Consider the following 19739-nt stretch of genomic DNA (forward strand, 5'->3'; position numbering starts at 1 on the left):
GGACATAAGGCACATGCGAACCGGCATGCTACACCCAGGTCGGACAGAGGACCTTCGCGGCATAGTCCTCACCGGACTGTTGGACACCCACTTGTCACTCGCCGTGAGGGCGAGGTTCTCTCCATAGGCTGATGCCGGCTGTCCGTCAGGTAGCCATGGCAGGGGTAGCCATTGGCGTAGGACTGTGGATCAGCAGGAGAAACCTTGTGAATCGGGCACAGGTAATCAGTCGGATTCTGGAGCAACGCCGCGACCGTGCGGATGAGCTGGACGGACTTGACGACACGGTGGCTCGCCTTCGGGAGGGCCTCACCGAACTGGACACGCTGCAGGCGACCATCCGGTCCCGGGTCGATCCGGAGACGGGTCTCCTGCTGGAGCAGATCGCCGGTGCCACCGGTGATCTGCTGCGCCGGGTCGACGCTGCCCGGCGCGATAACGCCCGCACGGACGCCCGCTTCCGGCGTCCCTACATCACCATCGGCGCGGTGGGTCGCAGTGGCCAGGGTAAGAGCCGCTTCCTGCAAAGCCTCACGGGCCTTACCGATCAGGAGATCCCTGCCGCACGTGGGGGCTTCATGACCGGTGTGCCGAGCATCATCCGACCGGCAACCGGACCGACCGTTGCCGAGGTGGAGTTGCACGATGAGACGTCGTTCATCAGCGACGTGCTCTCGCCCTACTATGCCGAGCTCGGGCTGGGTACCCGGCCCGATTCGCTCGACGCGTTCGCCCGTAACCCGCTGCCGGCACTGGCCGCCGACGCCAGCAACCGGCACAGCCACGCTTACGCCCACCTGCGTAGCTATCACGAACATCTACCTGAGTACCGCCAGCACCTGGAATCGCCGACCCGGATAGTACCGATCGCGCCGGACGAGATCCTGCGCTACGTCGCGCAGCACGACCAGGCAGGCAAGCCGAGCCACGACTTCCGCGCGGTACGGCGGGTACGTGTCACCGCCCCGTTTCCCCAGCAGGATCTCGAGAGTCTTGCGGTCATCGACCTGCCTGGCCTCGGTGACACCAACCTGCATGACGAACACCTGCTGCGGCAGGCGCTCGACGGTGAAGTCGACGTAGTGCTCTTCATCCGGCGACCAGACCCGATCCGCGACGATGTGCACGACTACGACGTCGCCCTCTACGACGTCGCCCGCTCGGCCTTACCGGAGCTACCGATCGAGCAGCGGTCCTTCTTCGTACTCAATCGGGTGGACGGTCCTGACGGCGACAATGCCGCCGGATTGGCGCGCTACGCGGGGGTGTTGCGCCGTTCCGGGCTGCGGGTAATCGACGTGGCGGAAGCCAACTGCGCGAGCCCGCAGGAGGTCGCGGCCACCTTCGACACCATCGTCGGACAGGCCGTACGGGTGGTCGACGAGTTGGACCGGACGCTGATCGCCCGGCGCCGCCAGGATGTGACCGCGCTGCTGGCCGAAGCGGTGCTGCTGGTCAGCGAGGCCAGGGCGGTCACCGGCCGAGCGGTGCCCAGCGGCTCCTGGTTCCTCAGGTTCCAGGAGCTGTTCAACCACACCTACGAGCAGTTGGCCGTTGCCCTCGACGAGCTCGTCGATGAGTTGTGTGAGCGTACTACCGAAAGCGCCCCCCGGCTGGCCGCCGAAATCGAGGCCGCGATCGGACAGGCTCGGACAACGATCGTTGCGCCGAGTATCGAGGAGATCAAGACCCGGCGTGCGGTGGAGGGGAGCTACGCGGCGGCACTCAGCCTCGATCCACCGACGCGGTTGCCGCTAAATGTTGGTTGAACATTTCTGTATTGGGGTGGTGGGGCGGGCGTGAGGGAGTCGCCGATCACGTGATCGGCTTGCTCCGAGGGTGAGGGTTCGAGGTGGAACGGGGATTGTGGCCTGTGGTCGGGCCGCCTGGTTTCGGCTGGTGGGGTGTGGTCAGCCGGGTGCCGGCTGGACGGCGGTGAACAGGTTGTCGAACGCCGCCTGCCAGGGCCAGTACTCGGGCAGGTGTAGGTGGATGGTGCGGGCCCGGTGGGCGAGGCGGGCCGCGACGGTGATGATCCGGGTCCGGATGGTGGCGGGTCTGGCGGTCGACCAGGTGCCCGCGGCGAGGTGTCCGGCGGCGCGGGTGAGGTTGTGCGTGATCGCGGCGCAGGTCAGCCAGGCGTCGTTGGCGCTGAAGTGTCCGGAGGGCAGGTGGGCGAGGGGCCCGGTGATCAGGTCGGCGTTGACGTGCTCGATGATCGCGTGTTGCCGGTGCTGGGCTTCGGCCTGGACGAGGGTGTACGGGCTGTCGGTGAACACGGCGTGGTACCGGTAGGTCGGCAGGAGTTCGTCCTGGCCGGGGATCTGTTGCGGGTCGTCGCGGCGGACGCGGCGCACGATCAGCCGGGCGGTCGCCTCGTGTCGGGTGCCGGCGAACGCGGTGTACGTGGTTTCGGCGATCTGCGCGTCGGAGATCCACCGGCCGGCGTCTTCGTCCCAGACGGCCTGCGGATAGGTGATGTCGACCCACTGGTCGGCGGCGATGCCGTCGCACGCGGCGCGGATCTTCGGGTCGATGCGGCAGGTGACCGAGAACCGCACGCCACGACGCCGGCAGCCGCTGATCACCGTCTTGGCGTAGAACGCCGAGTCCGCTCGCACCATGATCTCCCCCGAAGCGCCGCATGCCCGGGCGGTCGTGATGGCCTCGGCGATCATGGTGGCGGCGCCCCGGGCCGAGCCGGCGTTACCCGACCGCAGCCTCGTGGCGGCGATCACCGGCGCGGACAGCGGGGTGGACAGCGTCGCGACCAGGGGGTTGTAGCCGCGCAGGTAGACGTTGTAGCCGCCGACCTTGGCGTGGCCGAACCCGATGCCCTGCTTCTGCTTGCCGTACACCCGCCGCAGCATGGAGTCGATGTCCACGAAGCACAGGGTGTCGGCGCCGGTCAGGATCGGTGCCCGGCCGGTCAGACCGATCAGGGTGTCGCGGGCGGCGGCCTGTAACTGCCGTACGTGCCCGTGGGTGAACGTACGCAGGAACGACCCGAGTGTCGACGGCGCGTACACGCCGCCGAACAGCGACCGCATGCCGCCGTGCCGGGCGATGTCGAGGTCGTCGATGCTGTCCGCGCCCGCGAGCATCCCGGCCACGATCGTGGCGACCTTGCCGGCCGGGTTCGCGCCCTTGTCCGTCGGTAGCCTGACCCGGTCTGCGACCGCGTCGTGCAGACCGGCCTGCTCGGCAAGGCGCATCACCGGAACGAGACCGGCACACGACACCAGATTCGGATCGTCGAACGTCGCGCGCACCACCGGCGCGTCCTGGCGTATTCTCACCTGCGAGGTGCCCTCTCGAACCGAGTGATAGAAGCGTCAGAACTCCTATCCTTCCAGTTCAGAGGGCACTTTCTGTAGCCGGAGTCCTGCCGGTCAAACCTTCATCGGTGGATCGAGGCTCAGCAAGCTGGTCGACGAGTTGCGTACCCGAATCTCCCGTCAGTTCCTGGAGCTGGACGGCGCGCTGCGGGACGTGGTGGACGGCATGCACCGGGACATCGCCGAGGTGCTGACCGTTGCCGGACGCCTCGACCTGTTCGACGCCGCGCGGGGCCTGGACTTCTTGGTGCTGCTCGTCGAGCGGCTGCCACAGGGCAGCAGCGCCTCCGAGGTGCGCTACGCACTTGCGTTCCTCATCGATTTCCGGCTCAACTACCGAGGGCTGATCCAGCACCGGGTCAGGCGGGTGCTGGACAAGCTCGCACCGGACACCATTTCGTTCCCGGCCGACACTGGGCCGACGGAGATTCGCTACATTCTGGAGGAGCTGCTCAGCGAGACGCTCTTCGACATCGAGACCGAGCTGTCCGGGACGCTGTACGAGCCGCACGAGGCGGTCTTCGCCGTGGCCGAGGAGTTCCGTGACCGCGTGCTGCGGTCCCAGGGTGCTCAGGACGAGTGGCGGACCATCTACGAAGCGCTCCGCGACGACGTCTGGTCGGACGAGTTCGCGGCCCTGACAGAGAAGACCGAAACGTTTAACCGTTGGATTCGGGCAGTGGAGAAGATCGCTGCTGTCGCCCGTACCGACGCCGGAGCCGGCCAGGAGACGGTGATCTGAGTGTTCATCAAGGATGACGCCCTCGGGCGGGTCATGGACATCACCATGCTCGGTCCGCGCGGGGTGGGTAAGACCTCGCTGCTGGTCTCCCTCTATGATCAGTTTCAAGACGTGGTCGGTACCAGCCAGCTGGAGATGTCGGTCACCGACCCGGCGACGCGGGCGACGTTGCAGGGCTACCGGGAGGATCTGCGCCGGTTCGCCAAGGGCATCGGCCGCGACAGTGGAGTAGCCGCTACTCAACTGGTCCGCAGCCATCTGTTCGGACTGGGTACCAGAGGGCGACCGAAACCGCAGATGACCCTCCGGTTCACTGACATCCCCGGCGAAATACTGAACGCTGCCGTCGCCGACACGGAACGGGTCATGCTCGATCGGGCGCTGGCCCAGAGTTCCGTGATCTTCCTGGCCATCGACAGCCCGGCCTTGATGGAGCGGAGCGGCCGGTACAACGAGGAAACCAACAAGCCGGTGCACGTCTCCGAGTTCGTCAGGGATGCGCTGAAGGTCAGCGGTAACCGTCTGGTGGTCTTCGTACCACTCAAGTGCGAGAAGTACGTTGCCGCGCCGAACGGGGTCCGCGAGCTCTCGGCCGCCGTCCGGGACGCCTACCAGCCGCTGCTCCAGACGATCACGAAGGCTGCAGTGCCGTGCGGCGCGGTGCTCACCACAGTACAGACGGTCGGATCGATGCGCTTCTCTCGATTCGAGCCCGATCCGGACCACGTGGGTCAGTTCCGCGAGATCTTCCGGCCGACCCGGATCGGGGCCAGCTACGCCCCGAAGGACAACGACCAGCCGGTGCGCTGGATGCTGCGCTTCGCGGTCAACGCCTACAAGAAGCGCGACAAGACGTTCGGCGAAAAGTTCATCGACTGGTGGAACGACACCGACCTCACGCTCAACGCCGCGATGCGCCAGTTCAGCGCCGACTGCAAACGGGAAGACGGCTTCGAGATCCTGGTCAACCACCCCTATTTGGAGCTGCCGTGAACACCCCGACCTCCACCGCACAAGCTGGCGTCCAATGGTTCGTGCAAACCGCCGGGGTCGGCCAGGACCAGGGATACCGCTGGCTCTCCCTGGATGGTGCTGGCGACGAGGCCCTGCCCAAGACCCTGACGTACCAGCCGGTAGGTGGTCGGCGGCTGGTCGAGTTCCTCTCCGAGCGCGCACCGTCGGTGGTGCTCGGCCGCCGGGCTGACCGGTCGTACCTGCTCTGTGTGGACGGATTACGCCATCCCCAGGCCCCGGCAGAAGGTGACTACCAGGGGCGACCCATCAGCACAACCCTGCTGGGCTATGCGCCGAGTGGGGCGGATCCGCGCCCTCTGCTGGCCGCCGCAGCCGCAGCGGTCAACGATGATCTGGTAGCCAGGCTGCCGCTGCGCTGGGTGGACTCCGCACCGGTCGTGGACCCGCGATCCATGCCATGGACCCCACCAGCCCTGGCATCCGTGCGCGACCGGGCGGATGTGAAGGGCAGCGTCGGACTGCCGCTGGGAGAGCGCGCACGGATTGCTCGCGACCTAGCCGCCGTGTCAAGGGATGACCTGCACCGGTTTCCGGCCGACCGGCTCCTGATACTGGTCAACGAACTGTTGCCCATCGACCAGATCGCCGAGCGGCGGCCGTGGCGGGCGGCCTCGTCGCAGTTGGCCCGGGCGCAAGAGTTCAAGGAGGACAAAAGGGCACTCGTCCTTCTCGTTACCTTTCTCCTTATCCTGGCCGGGCTCGGGCTCGTCGTCCTCGTCTGGGCCGTCCTCCGAAACGGCGGCATCATCGCCGAACCCGCCGGCAGCCGGGCCGCCCCGATCGAGTGCGTCGACTACCCAGCCGTACCGGACGGGATCGGAGTCGGAGTCGCCCGGGCCGACGATGGGCGACCCGAAGCAGCGCAATGCCGACTCCAGCCCGGATCGGGGCACCACCACGGGGACGTCGCGTCCGGCTGAACCCCGCATCTGGCCGCTGCTGGCCGACCTCTGGCAGGAGTGCGGGCTCGGCGCTGCACCACGCTGGCCGACTCCGGGCGGCGGACACGACCGCCAACCGGACGGGCTGATTCTCGCCGAGGTCGCCAACAAGTTGGGCGCCGCCGGGCCGACCTGGCTCGACCAGTTGCCCGAGGCCGACATGAGCGCGGTGCGCAAGCGTCTGCAGGCCCTGACCGACCGGCCGACGGCCGGAACACTCCTGGTCAGCATCATCCGGACCGGGGCATCCGCAGGTGGACCGGTGGTGGGTGCCGCGATCAACACCGGCGGCGTCCCGGTGCGGATCTGGATCTGGCCGGCCGAGACTACGGGTTCCACTCAACTGCGCCGGCTGCGCCGGGACCTCGACGGGCGTACGGTGATCCCGGTGACCGGGCCAGAGTCGATGCTGCCTGCCGGCTTGGCAGAGCAGTTGGGCGACGGACGTCACCTCTGGGGTGGACCGCTACGCGAAGCGGAGCCGGCACCATACCCGGACCAGGTGCATCAAACGATAGTCAACCCGCCGGGAATTCGCGGCGGTCGACGGGTGAAGGAGATCACCGCAGCAGCGCCCGGCGAGCGATGGATCATGCTGTCCCAAAAGGCGAAACGCCGCCGTTCAAAGATTGCGCGTCCGAGCCCCGACAGCCTCGATGACGACAAGTACCTCGATGGTTGGCATGTGCTGCACGGTTACGGCGGCGAGCTCACGGCGAACCAGTTGGTCGATGGATACCTCCAGCTGAGAGCCCTGCACCGGGAACTCGCCGGCCCACTGCCTGACCGATTCGGCGGCCCTCCGGATGAGGCAGTGACCTCGGAACTGGTGGTCGTCTGGTTGGCCGCGCTGCTGCGACGGACCGCCGAGATACGCTCGGGGCGCCTATGGAAGAGCCTGATGAAGAAGGCTCTCGGGCAGCCTGGCCGGCAGGGCGGGTCCAGTTGACGTGAGACTTCCCCTGCCGTTCTAGTACTCGAGGTCACACTCGCTCGGCGCCCGCCGCAGCGCTGAAGTGTGCCCAGCAGTCGCCGGGGGTCTCTGCCGAGTCGATGACGCCCCAGCCCTCGTCGACGTTCCAGCTCCGGATAACCCCGTCAACCATTATCATCAAACTCTATCGATGCACGGCTGATCAGGTCTGGCCGGGAGTGAGCAGGCCGCTTTCGTAGGCGAGGATGACCAGTTGGGCGCGGTCGTGCGCGTACAGCTTGGTCATGATGCGGTTGACGTGGGTCTTCGCCGTGTGCGGCGATATCACGAGGTCCTGGGCGATCTGCTGGTTCGACCGGCCGCGGGCCACCAGCAACAGCACCTCGCGTTCCCGGTCGGTCAGCTGCCCGAAGCTCTCGGGGACCGCAAGCGAGCCGCCGGCGGTGCCCGGACCCGAGCCCGGTAGGACGTACCGCTCGATGAGGCTGCGGGTCGCGGCGGGTGACAGCAGCGCGTCGCCGGCGTGCACCGCTCGCACCGCCCGGACGATCTCCTCCGGCTCCGCCCCTTTGCCGATGAAGCCGCTCGCACCGGCCCGCAGCGCCGCCACCAGGTACTCGTCCTCCTCGAACGTGGTGAGGATCAACACCCGGGTCCCGGCCAGCGCCGGATCGGCGCAGATGGCAGCCGTCGCGCCGATGCCGTCGAGTTCCGGCATCCGGATGTCCATCAGGACGACGTCGGGGCGCAGCGACCCGGCGAGCCCGACGGCCTGCGTACCGTTGACGGCTTCGCCGACGACGCTGATCCCGCCGTCGTCGGCGAGGATGTCGGTCACGGCCTGCCGGATCAGTGACTGGTCGTCGACGACGAGCACGCTGGTCACCGGGGATCCTCCTTGGGCAGTGGCAGGGTGGCGGCAAGACGGTGGCCGCCCGGGGACAGGCCAGTTTCGACGATGCCCCGGACCGAGGCGACCCGTTCCCGCAGGCCGACCAGGCCGTGCCCGCCGCTGGGCATCTCGGGCCGGTCGTCGGCCGGTCGGCCGGACACCGGGTTCGTGACCACTACGTGGATCCGATCGGCGTCAACCTCGATCAGGACGTGGGCGCGATGCTCGGCACCGTGCTTGTGGGCGTTGGTGAGACCTTCCTGGACGACCCGGTACGCGACCACGTCGACCGCGCCGGTGACCGCCGCCAGATCCCCGTCGATACGCAGCGACACGTGAAGGCCGGCCCCGGTGAAGCCAGCGACCAGCTGGTCGAGCCGGTGCAGACCGGGCTGCGGGGCGGTCGCCGCCCCGTTGACGGGGTCGTCGTCCTCGGTACGCAGCACCCGCAGCAGGTCGCCGATCTCGGTGAGCACCGTCCGGGAGGCCCCACGGATGGCACCGAGGGCCTGTTGGGCCCGCTCCGGGCGGGTCTGCAGCGCCGACGACGCCACCCCCGCGTTGAGGCTGATCACGGAGATCTGGTGGGCGACGACGTCGTGCAGGTCACGGGCGATCCGCAGCCGCTCCTCGGTGACCTGTCTGCGTGCCTCCGATTCGCGGGTCTGCTCGGCGCGTTCGGCGCGTTCGATGATGGCGCGCAGGTATTCCCGCCGGGACCGGTGTCCGTCGCCGACGGCAGCCGCGAACGCGACCAGGACGGTGACCTGGAAGGCCCGGGGATCGAACACGCTACCGATCGCGGTCAGGAGGTTCAGCAGGGTCGTCGCGAAGACGGCGGCGCAGGCCGTGGTGAGCGTGGTCCGCCGGTCCGTGCGGTTCGCCGCCCCGAACATGGCGATCAACACGGCGAGCACCACGCCCGGCTCCAGCGCCCCGGTGGCCGCCACCAGACCGTAGATCGCGATACAGCCGGCGAGCACCGGCAGCGGCCAGCGCCGCCGCAGCGGCAGCAGCACGGCCGGGACGATCGCCAGGGCGACGGTGACGGGCCCGGCCTGCTCGTGCTCGGGAACCTTGAACGGGGTGAGCGCCATCGCGACGATGATCACCGCTGCGACGAGGTCACCGACCCACGGCGGTACGCGCGGACGCCGGTGCCTCGGGTCCGCCGGCACGGCCGCAGTGGTCGTCATGGCCCCAGTCTGCCGGCCGCCGTGACCAGGCAGGTCCACCTGGCGCGGTAATCCCCCGTACCGCGAACGCGGTACGCGGGTTCCTGCAACAGAGTGACGCGCCGGACCAGGCGGCCGGCAACGATGGAGACACTGGCCGGAAAGCGGCCTGCCCCCGAACACGAGGAGTCCGATGGAAAGCCCTGTCATCTCGGCTGTCGACGTACGAAAGACGTACGGTCGGGGCACGAACAGCTTCGACGCGCTGAAAGGCGTCAACTTCGAAATTCATGACGGAGAGAGTGTCGCGATCCTCGGCAAGAGCGGATCCGGCAAGTCGACCCTGATGCACATCCTCGCGCTGCTGGACGCCCCGACGTCGGGCACGATCACGCTGGGCGGGGTCGACACCCGTACGCTGCGCGGCAGCCGGCTCAACCAGACCCGGAACAAGACGTTCGGGTTCGTCTTCCAGCAGTTCTTCCTCACCCCGAACACCTCGGTGCTCGACAACGTCGTACTGCCGATGAAAATCGCCGGCGTGGGGCGCGCCGAGCGTAGACGGCGCGGCATGGCAGCCCTGGAGCAACTGGAGCTGGCCGACAAGGCGAAGAACAAGGCCGCGAACCTCTCCGGTGGGCAGAAACAACGCGTCGTGATCGCGCGGGCGCTGGTGAACAACCCGCGCATCATCTTCGCCGACGAGCCGACCGGCAACCTCGACTCCGCCACCGGCGCCGTCGTGGAGGACATTCTCTTCGGACTCAACCGGCAGAACGGCATCACCTTGATCGTCGTCACTCACGACGAGGAGCTCGCGTCGCGCTGTGACCGTCGCATCCTGGTCCGGGACGGCCAGCTGGTCAGCGACTCGGTGGCGGTGCCAGCATGAAGATCTCCGACCTGGTCGGTTCGGCCACCGCGAACACGTTCCGATCGAAGACCCGTACGCTGCTGACGATTCTGGCGATCTTCATCGGCGCGTTCACCTTGACGCTGACCAGCGGGCTGGGCACCGGCATCAACGCGTACATCGACGATACGGTGACGGCGATCGGCGCGTCCGACGTCATGACGGTCATCAAGACCCCGGACACCGACGACGGGTTCGGTGCCGCCGATGCCGGACCGGCCGAGTACGACCCGGACACAGTGTCGAGCGGGCAGGACGGGCCACCCGGGCAGACGGTCGTCGCGCTCACCCCGGCCGACCTCGACACGCTGGCCGACATCGACGGCGTCCTCGACGTGCAGGCCACCAGGTCGATCAGCGCCGACTACATCCAGGTCGGCGACGGTACGCGGTACGTCGTCGACGTCGGCGGGCTGGTCGCCGGGCAGCGGACCCCGCTGGCCGCCGGGGCCGAGCCGGACGACGCGTCGTCGCAGCTGCAGCTCGCGCTCCCGACGTCGTACGTCGAGCCCCTCGGCTTCGCTGACGACGCGGCGGCGGTCGGGCAGACCGTCTCGATCGCGGTCACCGACGCGCAGCGGACCCAGCAGGTGATCGAGGCGACGATCGTCGGGGTGGCCGAGGAGACGCTGGCGACCGGGGGCGGCGTCGTGCCCAACGACGCGTTGACCGACGCGCTGTTCGACGCGCAGAACACCGGTGTCCCGGCCGCCGAGGCGCAGCGGTACGCCCAGGCGAGCATCTGGTTCGACCCGGCCGCGACCGACGGGCAGATCAGCGCGCTGAAGGATCGGCTGGCCGACGCCGGCTACACCGGGAGTACGGTCGCCGACCAGCTCGGGGCGTTCCGGACCGTCATCGACGGCATCGTCTGGGTGCTCAACGCCTTCGCGGTGATCGCCCTGCTGGCGGCGAGTTTCGGGATCGTCAACACGCTGTTCATGTCGGTGCAGGAGCGCACCCGCGAGATCGGCCTGATGAAGGCGATGGGCATGGGCTCCGGCAAGGTGTTCGGCCTGTTCAGCCTGGAAGCCACCGTCATCGGTTTCCTCGGCAGCGCGATCGGCGCGGTGCTGGCGATCGCGGCGGGTACCGCGATCAGCAGTGCGCTGTCCGGCGGTTTCCTGTCGGACCTGCCGGGGCTCACGCTGATCGCCTTCGAGCCAATCTCCATCGCGGTGATCATCGGCCTGGTGATGGCGATCGCGTTCCTGGCCGGCACGTTGCCCGCGTCGCGGGCGGCCCGGGCCGACCCGGTCGACTCGCTGCGCTACGAGTAGGCAGCGGTCGACCGGTAGGCGGCCGGCATGCACCACGTGCCTGGCGGGCATCCGTTCCCGCCAGGCACGTCGCCGTGCGAAGGAGTCGGCCAGGCCGACGATGGTTCAGGACGGAAAGTACGATTCGGTGGTCGTGCTTACGTACGGGGAGTAGCTCCAGTAGTGATACATCAGGGGAAGCTGGCCCCACTTTGACCGTACGTAGCGGCCGGTGCCGACCCAGATGCCGGAGTGATCGTCACTTGAGTACGACAGCTTCATGTTGGGGAACACCTGGTACGGGATCTGCCAGCGGATGTAGCTGCCGTCCAGCCAGTACTGGTCGTCACCGGGGCTGTTCATCCACCGGTTGTTCGCGGTGGAGGTGCTGTACCAGGCGTACGAGTGGCAGTTGTACTTGCGCGAGGCGTTGCGTTCCCGGGTGGCCGACGGATAGGCGTCGGCCACGAAGTTGTTGGCTCCGGTGATCTCGGCGCTGGTCAGCTCGTACGTCCTGGTGATCACCGTGACCGGGGTGCCGTTGGGGGTGTAGACGGTGCTGTAGTAGTCCAGCGTCCCGACGTCGTCGCTGACCGGATGGTCGACGCTGGGGTCGGCGAGGTGTGCCCGTACGGCCGCGACGGTGGTCTCCACCGCGCCCGGCCGCAGTTGCAGGCCCTCCCGCAGCAGCTCCGAGCGGGACCAGTCCCAGTTCTCCCGGATCGCGAGCGTGCGGCCCAGCAGCACCGCTGTCGGTTCCAGGCTGGCCTGGCCGTACGTCGCGGCGTCGGCCTGCTTGGCCCGGTGTACGGCAAGTCCGACGTGCAGCAGCTCCTCGGACTGCGCCGTGGTCAGGGTGCCCAGCACCTGCGGCTGGGCGAGGACGGTTTCCAGTTTCCAGGCGGTCATGACCCGGTCAGCTGCTTCATCGAGCGTCTCCCCGTGGCGGGCCGCAACGTTGAGAGTCCGGTAGCGCTTCAGCAGTTCCTGGCCGGCGTCGGGGCGGCGGAGCAGTTCCTGGAGTCCGGTGAAGCGGGCGGTGACGGTCTCGAAACCTTGTTGGACGCTGTTGAAGGCCAGGGCGTCGGGCAGCAGCGGGTACGCCAGGACGGCGTCGACGAGCAGCGGGGTCCGCAGGGCGGCGGCGGTCTTGTCCGGCATCTGTACGGCGTCGACCATCTCCTGGTGGCCGCTGAACGCGCGCCACTGCGCGGTGCCGGGGGTCACCTGGTAGGTGAAGGGTCGGTCGGCGGCCGAGACCGGGGTTCCGGGGGCGAGGGTGGCGACGAGGGCACCGGCGACCGCTGCGACGAGGGCGCGCCGGGTCAGGTGGGCAGGACGGGACATCCGTGAGATCCTCTCGACGAAGAACTGGATCGACACAATGCACTTCATGATCGAAATGCATCTATCTGCGTCGACTCGGAAACGCTACCAGGATCCGCAGTTGTAGAATGGCCGCGAGTCTCAAGCAAGAGACGGGCAGTGTCAGTAATTCATTGGACACCAGACCAGCGGGTGACATGATCGTCCGATGCCGTCCTCCCGTGCCGAACTGCTGCGGTGGCAGTTCGATCTGACCTGGTCGCTGTTCGAATACCACCTGGAGCGGCTACAGCCCGACGACTTCCTCGCCGAGCCGGCACCGGCGTGCTGGACACTGCGACCGTCCGACGACGGCGGCTGGGTGCCGGACTGGGCAGACACCGAACCGGATCCGGTCCCGGTGCCGACGATCGCCTGGCTCACCTGGCACATCGGCTGGTGGTGGACTGTTGCCATCGACCACGTCGAGGGTCGTACGCCCCACGACCGCGCGGACATCCGCTGGCCGGGCAGCGGTGCGGCGACCATCGGCTGGCTGCGGGCGTTGCGTACCACCTGGACGACCGTGCTGGACCGACTCGCCGACGCCGACCTCGACCGCCCGACGGCCTATCCGTGGCCCGCCGAAGCCGGGCTCAGCCTCGCCCACCTGGGCAGCTGGGTCAACGCGGAACTGATGAAGAACGCTGCGGAGATCGGCCAGCTCCGGATGCTCCGGGCGGCGCATGGCGACCTCGACCGGACCACCTTCTGACCGGTGCGGGACCCCGCCAAGCCAGACAACTGCCAGAATTGTTTTTCATATTGGCTATTGTCTAAGTAATCTTGCCATGTTAGCGCTTGCATCAACATCGACAGACAACAAAACTGTCAATATCCAGTAAGCCTGAGATCCCCAGTCCCATCCAGGAGGGAACAGTGCGGATCAGCCACACGACCAGCCGGGCCACCCGGCTGCTCGCCGTCGCCGTCGGCGTGGTCACCGCCGGCGCGCTCGCCCTACCATCCGCCGGGGCCGCCGCCCCAGTGGTCTACACCGCCAGCGAACTCGCCCAGGTCAGCGACCTGGTGGAAGCCTCCGGCGTCGAAGGGATCGCCTGGCACGTCGACAGCGCCTCCGGCCGCGTCGTGGTGACCGCCGACAGCAGCGTCTCCCGCGCCGAGATCGCCAAGATCCGGCTGACCGCACGCGGCAAGGCCGGCGCGATCCGGGTGGAGCGTACGCCCGGTGTCTTCACCCGGCTGGTCTCCTCCGGCGACCCGATCTACGGCAGCGGCGGCCGGTGCTCGCTCGGCTTCAACGCCGTCCGCGGCAGCACCTACTACTTCCTCACCGCCGGGCACTGCGGTGAGGTGGTCAGCACCTGGTACAGCAACTCCGCGCAGACCAACCTGATCGGCCCGACCATCGACTACAGCTTCCCGGGCGACGACTACGCGCTGGTCCGCTACGACAACCCGGCGCAGAGCCACCCGGGTGGTTTCAGCGTCGGCGACGCCTTCGTCGGGCAGTCGGTGACCCGCACCGGTTCGACGACCGGCACCCACAGCGGTACGGTCACCGCGCTCAACGCCCGGGTCCGCTACCTGGGCAGCGGAGTAGTCCGCGGTCTGATCCGGACCAACGTCTGCGCCGAGCCGGGCGACTCCGGCGGCCCGCTCTACTCCGGGTCGACCGCGCTGGGCCTCACCTCGGGCGGCAGCGGCAACTGCCGGACCGGCGGCACGACCTTCTACCAGCCGGTCCGCGAGGCGGTCGACGAGTACGACGTGACGATCTACTGATCGGCCCGGGTGGCCGTCGCCGCTGATCGCGACCGGCGGCCACCGCTACCGATCGACCCGCGACCGGGCCGGTCGCCGGAGGGTGTGCTCTCCTGCGACCGGCCCGGCCGACGTCGGGTGGCCCGGCCGACGTCGGGTGGCCAGCAGCACCCGCAGCATCATCGCCGGAGTCGCCAACGACACCGGCCGGGCCAGCAGATGCTGCACCAGCAGCGCCTGCCGGGCCACCACCGGCGACGTGTGGCAGGCCCGTGACACCAGGTTCCGGTACCGGTTGACCAGGCCGGTTCCGACCGGCCGACGGCCGGTGGTCCGGGGGTCGGCGAAGTCGGCTCCGACGGCGGTGCGCCACAGTACGTCGACCGCCCGGCCGGCCCGACGATAGAAGGCACCGGGCAGCCGTGGCGAGGTCGGCCCGTACCGCCGCAGCGCCCGGTCCAACGCCAGGGCCTGCAGCGCGGCGGACGTCATGCCTTGCGCGTGGATCGGGTTGAGGCTGCAGATCGCGTCGCCCAGGACGAGGAATCCGGCCGGGGCACGGCGCAGCCGTTCCACCTGCCGGCGCTGATCGGTGGCGATTCGGTGGGTCAGCACCGGGCTGAGCGCTTCGGCCTTGGTCAGCACGTCGGCGATGGTGGGCGATGGAAGCTCCCGAGCGAAGGTCTCGAACTCGGTCGGGTCACTCGGCGGCACCTCACCGTGCCGGGAGCCGATGGTGATCAGCCAGCGGTCGCCTTCCACCGGCACCATGGTGCCGGTCCGGTGGCCGCCGGCCCGGTCGTCGACCACGACCGCAAGGGCACCGTCGAGGTCGTCCGGACCCCGCCGGACCAGTTGCGACGCGTACGCCGCGTCGACTCGGACCGCCGCGACCTCCGGTGCCGGGAAGCCCAACTCGGCCAGCTGGTCCAGAAAGTGGGTGTTGCGACCGGTGCAGGCGACGACCAGGTCGGCCCGGTGCTCGACCCCGTCCACCCGGGTACCGGCGATCCGGTCGGTCGCGACCACCAAGCCGTCGACCGCGGTCTGGTCGACGACGGTGACGTTGCGCCGCTGCCGCAGCAGGCACCGGCGGACGGTGTCCTCCAGCAGCGGCCGGCTCGCCGACATGGCGAGGAAGCCGAGGTCGGGGCGGGCCCGGTAGCCGCCGCCCTGATGCCGCACCAGGTCCGCGCCGTGCAGCGGGACGGCACCGGCGGCGGCCAGTTCCCCGGTCAGCCCGGGGAACCAGCCGTCCAGGAGCCGTCGACCGGCCGCCAGCAGCAGGTGGCCGTGGCGGCCCTGCGGGACGCCCCGGCGCGGCACTGCCTCGTCGGGCAGCCGGTCCCGTTCCAGGACCGTCACCCGATCGACGTGGTCGCTCAGCACCCGGGCGGCGATCAGGCCTGCGATCCCCGCCCCGATCACGATCGCGTTGGTGCCGTCTGCTTCGTTCATCCTCGCCCGACCTCCGGTGTCGCCAACAGCCGGTTCCGCTCGCTCGCGTCGAAGCTGCGCCCACCGTGAGTGGAGGTCGGCAAGTCCCGACCGGGTGATCGTCGGGCCAGGCCGGCGCCGCCGCTTGACGGCGGGTTGAGGATTTTCTGAGGATCGGCTGAGGTCGCGCCGCCGGAGGTGGGTCAACCGGGCCGGCAGGTCTCCTGATATCCCATCCCGGGCAGGAACTGCCGCCATTCCTCCCTGGTCAGGTTGCGGATCAGCGCCATGCAGGCCCGGCTGGCCGCAGCTTGTGGGTCCGTGCCCCAGAGGATCACTCTCTGGTCGAGGCCGGTCGAGGCGAGGGTACGACCGTCAGGGCTGAAGGCGATGGCGGTGACCGGCGCGGAGTGACCGGTCAGGCTGGCCACCGGGGCGTCCTGCGTGACGTCCCAGAGTTGCACGCCGCCGCCCGTGGTGCTGTGAGCGAGGAGCCGACCATCCGGGCTGAAGCCTGTGCCGCTGGCCGCACCGCTGTGGTCCGCCAGGGTGGCCAGCAGGGCCCGGCTGTCGGTCTGCCACAGGCGTACGGTCCGGTCGATCGAACCGGACGCCAACGTACGACCGTCCGGACTAAACACGACCGTACTGACGGCACCGGTGTGACCGGCCAGTATGCCGAGCGGGCTGCGCGTGGTGAGGCTCCACAGCCGGACGGTCGCGTCGTGACCGGCGGTCGCGAAAATCGGCTCGTCCGGGTGGAACGCGACGTCGTCGACCGAACCCTGATGTCCGGTGAGCGTGGCCAGCGGGCGGTGGTCGGTCAGGTCCCACAGGCGTACGGTCCGGTCGGCCGAACCGGACGCCAACGTACGACCGTCGGGGGCGAACGCGACGTCGAGGATCCGGTCGTCGTGGCCGGTGAGCGCGCCCAGCCGGATCCGCTTCGTCGGGTTCCACAGGGTGATCGTGCCGTCCCGGCCGCCGGCGGCGAGGACCCGGCCGTCCGGGCTGAACGCGATCGTGTCGATCCGGCCTGGGTGGCCGCCGAGTACACCCCGTACGCGTCGCCGCCCGTCCCAGACGATGACCGAGGTGCCGTTCGCGGTCGCGAGTGCGTGGCCGTCCGGGCTGTACGCGACGTCGTCGTACCGGTCGGCCGGCTCGGGCAGGGCCAGCGACGGCCCGGTGGGGTCCCACAGCAGGGTGGTGTGGCTCTCCCCGGCGGAGGCGATCATGCCGGTACGCGGGTCGACGGCCATTGCGTTGATCCGGTCGGCGTGGCCGGCCATCCGGGCCCGGACGGTCTGGTGCGCGGTGTCCCACAGGCGCACCACCCGGTCCCGGCCGGCCGCTACGATGGTGCTGCCGTCCGGACTGAACGCGATCGCTGTGACCTGGCCGATGTTCGTCTCCGACCAGGTCCACCGGGTATTCCCGGAGCAGTCCCAGAGGATGACGGTGCCATCCCGGCTCGCGGTGGTCAGGTGGTAGCCGTCGGGGCTGAAGGCGATGTCGAGGACCGGCTGGCTGTGCCCGGTCAGCGTGGTCAGCGGCGCGCGCCGGGCGACGTCCCAGACGATCACCGTGTGGTCGTCGCTGGCGGTGGCGAGCAGCTGCGCCTGCGGGCTGAACGCCACCTTGTTGACCCGATCTGTGTGCCCGTCGAGGACCGAAAGAGGTGTCCATCGGGCGGTGTCCCACAGCCGGGTCGTGCCGTCGGCGCCAGCGGTGGCCGCCAGGCTCCCGTCGGGGCTGAAGGCGACGTCGAGAACCGGCTGGCTGTGCCCGGTCAGCGTGGTCAGCGGCGCACGCCGGGCGACGTCCCAGACGATCACCGTGTGGTCGTCGCTGGCCGAGGCGACCAGCCGCGCGTCCGGGCTGAACGCCACGCCGTTGACCGGTGCGGTGTGTCCGGTGAGCGTGGTCAGCGGCTCGCGCCGACGGTTGTCCCACAAAGTGACCGTATGGTCATGACTACTGGTAGCGAGCACTTCGCCGTCGGGATCGAACGCGACGTCGGTGACGGCCGCCTGATGCCCGCCGAGCCTGCCCAGGTGAGCCTGGTGGGCGGACATGCTCAGCAACGCGCTGCGGGCCTCGGTCGTCTGGGCCACGCGGAACGCCTCGACGCTCAGCAGTACTCCGGTGTCCGGCTGTGAATCGACCACCGACAACGCCTGCGTGGCCAGTAGCCGGGAAATGGCGCTCTGTTGTGCCCGTACCGCCTCGTCGCGTTGCAGCGACGCGGAGACGCTGACCGACGTGGCCACCAACAGCAGGGTGAGCAGGCTGGCGGTCAGGGCGTGGGAGAGCCGGGAACCACGTACGGTCCGGCGGCGGTCCCGGCGCTGCTGGTCGATGCTGGCGGTGAGGAATTCCTGTTCGGCGCGGCTCAGCCGGGCCGCGTGGGCCGGCTGGGCGGCCCACTGCCGGGCAGCGGCCAACCGGGTCCCGCGAAGGAGCATGCCGCCGTCGCGGCCCGACGTCGACCACTCGCGGGCCGCCGCACCGAGCCGGTGGTGCAGGCGGATTCCGGCCCGATCCACCGCCAGCCACCGAGCGAGCCGCGGCCAGGTGTACGGCAGCGCGTCGTTGGCCAGCTCGACTGTATGCTCGTGTACAGTCACCAGCCGCGCGGCTGCCAACAGGTCCACCATGGACCGGTGCCGGTCCGGCCCGAATTCGGCCAGCTCGGCACGGCGAGGAGCCGGTTCACCGACGTCGTCCAGGTCCACCAGGCGCAGCAGTACGTCGCGCAGCAGCCGCCGCGAGTCGGGGTCCAGCCCGCAGTGGAGGTCCTCCGCCTGCCGGGCAACCAGCCGCCCGATCCCGCCGTCGGCGTGGTAGTCCGCCAGGTTCAGGGTGCTGCCCCGCCGCCGCTGCCAGGTCTGCAGCAGGGCCTGCGAGACGAGCGGCAGCGCACCGGCCCGCCGGGCGCCTTCGCTCACGATCGTGCTGACCAGTTCCTGCTGTAGTCGCAGGCCGGCCCGGTGCGCCGGCCCGGTCACCGCGTCGTGCAGCTCGACCGCGGTCATCGGACCGACCCGGACCACCGCATCCGCCAGCGCCGCCGCCAACCCCGGATGAGCCACACAGTGCGCCAACTGGTCGGCTCGGATCCCGAGCACGATGCGGACCTCGTCGGTGGCTGCGCCGGCGAGGTCGAGCAGCGTCGCGATCAAGCGGTCCCGCTGGGTACCGTCCGGGCAGCTGGTGAAGATCTCCTCGAACTGGTCGACGACCAGCAGCGACCGGCGCGGAGCAGCGGACGGAGCAGCGGCCAGCGGCTGCCGCGCTTCGGCGAGCCTGGCCATCGGCTCGGGCCCCGGGGTCAGCACGGCCACCCGGACCGGCCCGTCGGCGGACGGCGACGTGTCCCGTACCGCCGGCACGAGACCAGCGCGGAGCAGTGAGGACTTCCCGACACCGGACGGGCCGACGACGGCCAGCAGACGCCGGTGCGCGAGGCGGTCGACGAGTTCGGCGACGAGCCGCCGCCGGCCGAAGAACCACTCGGCGTCGGTGCTGTCGTAGGCGCGCGACCCGAGGTACGGCGGCGGCTCGTCGGGGTCGGCGCCGGTCGTGTCGGACCCGACGTCGGCCAGTCGGGCCGCCGCAGCCCGCCACCGGGCCTCCCACTGCACCGGATCGGCACCGCACGCCGTGGCGTACGCGAGCGCGACCGGCAGCGTCGGGAACCGCCGGCCGCCGGCGGCCTCGGAGAGTGTGGCCGGGGAGAAGTGCGCCCTCCGCGCCAGCTCCCGGTAGCCGGGGTGACCGGCTGCCTCCCGCAGTTGCCGCAGGTCGATGGCGAACTGTTCGATCGGCCCCCCGTCGCCGCGCAGCGCGCGTTCGGGCCGTGCCATGTCCTCACCCCCGGGTCGTCGGCACGCCCATTGTCTGGCGTTGATTGTTCGGTGTACAGATCGGATGCCTGACAACCCGCGGACGGCTACACAGGACCCGGTGCCATCGACACG

Annotated in this window: 16 protein-coding genes; 9 read left to right on the forward strand and 7 right to left on the reverse strand. The window is 69.4% G+C overall.

The features are described from left to right. The first annotated feature begins 206 nt into the window (after positions 1 to 206). The gene (locus EDC02_RS35450; protein WP_123606483.1) at positions 207 to 1769 is read left to right on the forward strand and encodes a GTPase domain-containing protein; all 1563 of its coding nucleotides are present in this window, start codon (positions 207 to 209) and stop codon (positions 1767 to 1769) included. Positions 1770 to 1910: 141 nt separating this feature from the next. Here the strand turns inward: EDC02_RS35450 and EDC02_RS35455 are convergent, their stop codons facing one another. Then, on the reverse strand, positions 1911 to 3299 hold the full coding sequence (locus tag EDC02_RS35455; protein ID WP_199757464.1) for an IS1380 family transposase: 1389 nt from the start codon (positions 3297 to 3299) through the stop codon (positions 1911 to 1913). A 139-nt stretch (positions 3300 to 3438) separates the two neighbouring features. On the opposite strand from EDC02_RS35455, the gene EDC02_RS35460 reads away from it, so the two are divergent. The 4 genes from EDC02_RS35460 to EDC02_RS35475 all read left to right on the forward strand — a co-directional run bounded on the left by EDC02_RS35460 (position 3439) and on the right by EDC02_RS35475 (position 7005). After that, on the forward strand, positions 3439 to 4080 hold the full coding sequence (locus tag EDC02_RS35460) for a hypothetical protein (RefSeq protein WP_123606484.1): 642 nt from the start codon (positions 3439 to 3441) through the stop codon (positions 4078 to 4080). After that, on the forward strand, positions 4081 to 5073 hold the full coding sequence (locus EDC02_RS35465; protein ID WP_123606485.1) for a hypothetical protein: 993 nt from the start codon (positions 4081 to 4083) through the stop codon (positions 5071 to 5073). Beyond that, positions 5070 to 6035 carry a hypothetical protein gene (locus EDC02_RS35470; RefSeq protein WP_123606486.1) on the forward strand — a complete coding sequence of 322 codons (966 nt, stop codon included), beginning with the start codon at positions 5070 to 5072 and terminating at the stop codon, positions 6033 to 6035. Before EDC02_RS35465 ends, EDC02_RS35470 begins: the two co-directional genes overlap by 4 nt. 286 nt (positions 6036 to 6321) lie before the next feature. After that, positions 6322 to 7005 carry a hypothetical protein gene (locus EDC02_RS35475; protein ID WP_148083766.1) on the forward strand — a complete coding sequence of 228 codons (684 nt, stop codon included), beginning with the start codon at positions 6322 to 6324 and terminating at the stop codon, positions 7003 to 7005. 34 nt (positions 7006 to 7039) lie between these two features. Here the strand turns inward: EDC02_RS35475 and EDC02_RS42475 are convergent, their stop codons facing one another. Genes EDC02_RS42475 through EDC02_RS35490 form a run of 3 tightly spaced genes read right to left on the reverse strand, consistent with a single transcriptional unit; the run spans position 7040 to position 9078 of the window. Further along, positions 7040 to 7162, reverse strand: a complete 123-nt coding sequence (locus EDC02_RS42475; protein WP_255500618.1) for a hypothetical protein — start codon at positions 7160 to 7162, stop codon at positions 7040 to 7042. Positions 7163 to 7192: 30 nt separating this feature from the next. After that, entirely contained in the window at positions 7193 to 7876 is a 684-nt protein-coding gene (locus EDC02_RS35485) for a response regulator transcription factor (protein ID WP_123606488.1), read from the reverse strand. Beyond that, positions 7873 to 9078, reverse strand: a complete 1206-nt coding sequence (locus EDC02_RS35490; protein WP_123606489.1) for a sensor histidine kinase — start codon at positions 9076 to 9078, stop codon at positions 7873 to 7875. The genes EDC02_RS35485 and EDC02_RS35490 overlap by 4 nt, the downstream gene beginning before the upstream one ends. A gap of 172 nt (positions 9079 to 9250) precedes the next feature. On the opposite strand from EDC02_RS35490, the gene EDC02_RS35495 reads away from it, so the two are divergent. Beyond that, the gene (locus EDC02_RS35495) at positions 9251 to 9949 is read left to right on the forward strand and encodes an ABC transporter ATP-binding protein (RefSeq protein ID WP_123606490.1); all 699 of its coding nucleotides are present in this window, start codon (positions 9251 to 9253) and stop codon (positions 9947 to 9949) included. After that, a complete protein-coding gene (locus EDC02_RS35500; protein WP_123606491.1) occupies positions 9946 to 11250 on the forward strand; it encodes an ABC transporter permease in 1305 nt (434 codons plus the stop codon). The genes EDC02_RS35495 and EDC02_RS35500 overlap by 4 nt, the downstream gene beginning before the upstream one ends. A 105-nt stretch (positions 11251 to 11355) precedes the next feature. On the opposite strand, the gene EDC02_RS35505 is transcribed toward EDC02_RS35500, so the two are convergent. Further along, a complete protein-coding gene (locus EDC02_RS35505) occupies positions 11356 to 12576 on the reverse strand; it encodes a hypothetical protein (protein WP_148083767.1) in 1221 nt (406 codons plus the stop codon). Between the two features lie 187 nt (positions 12577 to 12763). On the opposite strand from EDC02_RS35505, the gene EDC02_RS35510 reads away from it, so the two are divergent. Both EDC02_RS35510 and EDC02_RS35515 read left to right on the forward strand, forming a co-directional pair. After that, positions 12764 to 13309, forward strand: coding sequence for a DinB family protein (locus EDC02_RS35510; protein WP_123606493.1), 546 nt, complete (start codon positions 12764 to 12766; stop codon positions 13307 to 13309). 164 nt (positions 13310 to 13473) lie between these two features. Continuing rightward, on the forward strand, positions 13474 to 14340 hold the full coding sequence (locus EDC02_RS35515) for a S1 family peptidase (protein WP_199758040.1): 867 nt from the start codon (positions 13474 to 13476) through the stop codon (positions 14338 to 14340). Between the two features lie 45 nt (positions 14341 to 14385). Here the strand turns inward: EDC02_RS35515 and EDC02_RS35520 are convergent, their stop codons facing one another. Then, entirely contained in the window at positions 14386 to 15777 is a 1392-nt protein-coding gene (locus EDC02_RS35520) for an NAD(P)/FAD-dependent oxidoreductase (protein ID WP_123606494.1), read from the reverse strand. A gap of 182 nt (positions 15778 to 15959) precedes the next feature. Further along, the gene (locus tag EDC02_RS35525) at positions 15960 to 19625 is read right to left on the reverse strand and encodes a helix-turn-helix domain-containing protein (protein ID WP_123606495.1); all 3666 of its coding nucleotides are present in this window, start codon (positions 19623 to 19625) and stop codon (positions 15960 to 15962) included. Positions 19626 to 19739 lie beyond the last annotated feature (114 nt).

Source organism: Micromonospora sp. Llam0 (assembly GCF_003751085.1).
GTDB lineage: Bacteria > Actinomycetota > Actinomycetes > Mycobacteriales > Micromonosporaceae > Micromonospora_E.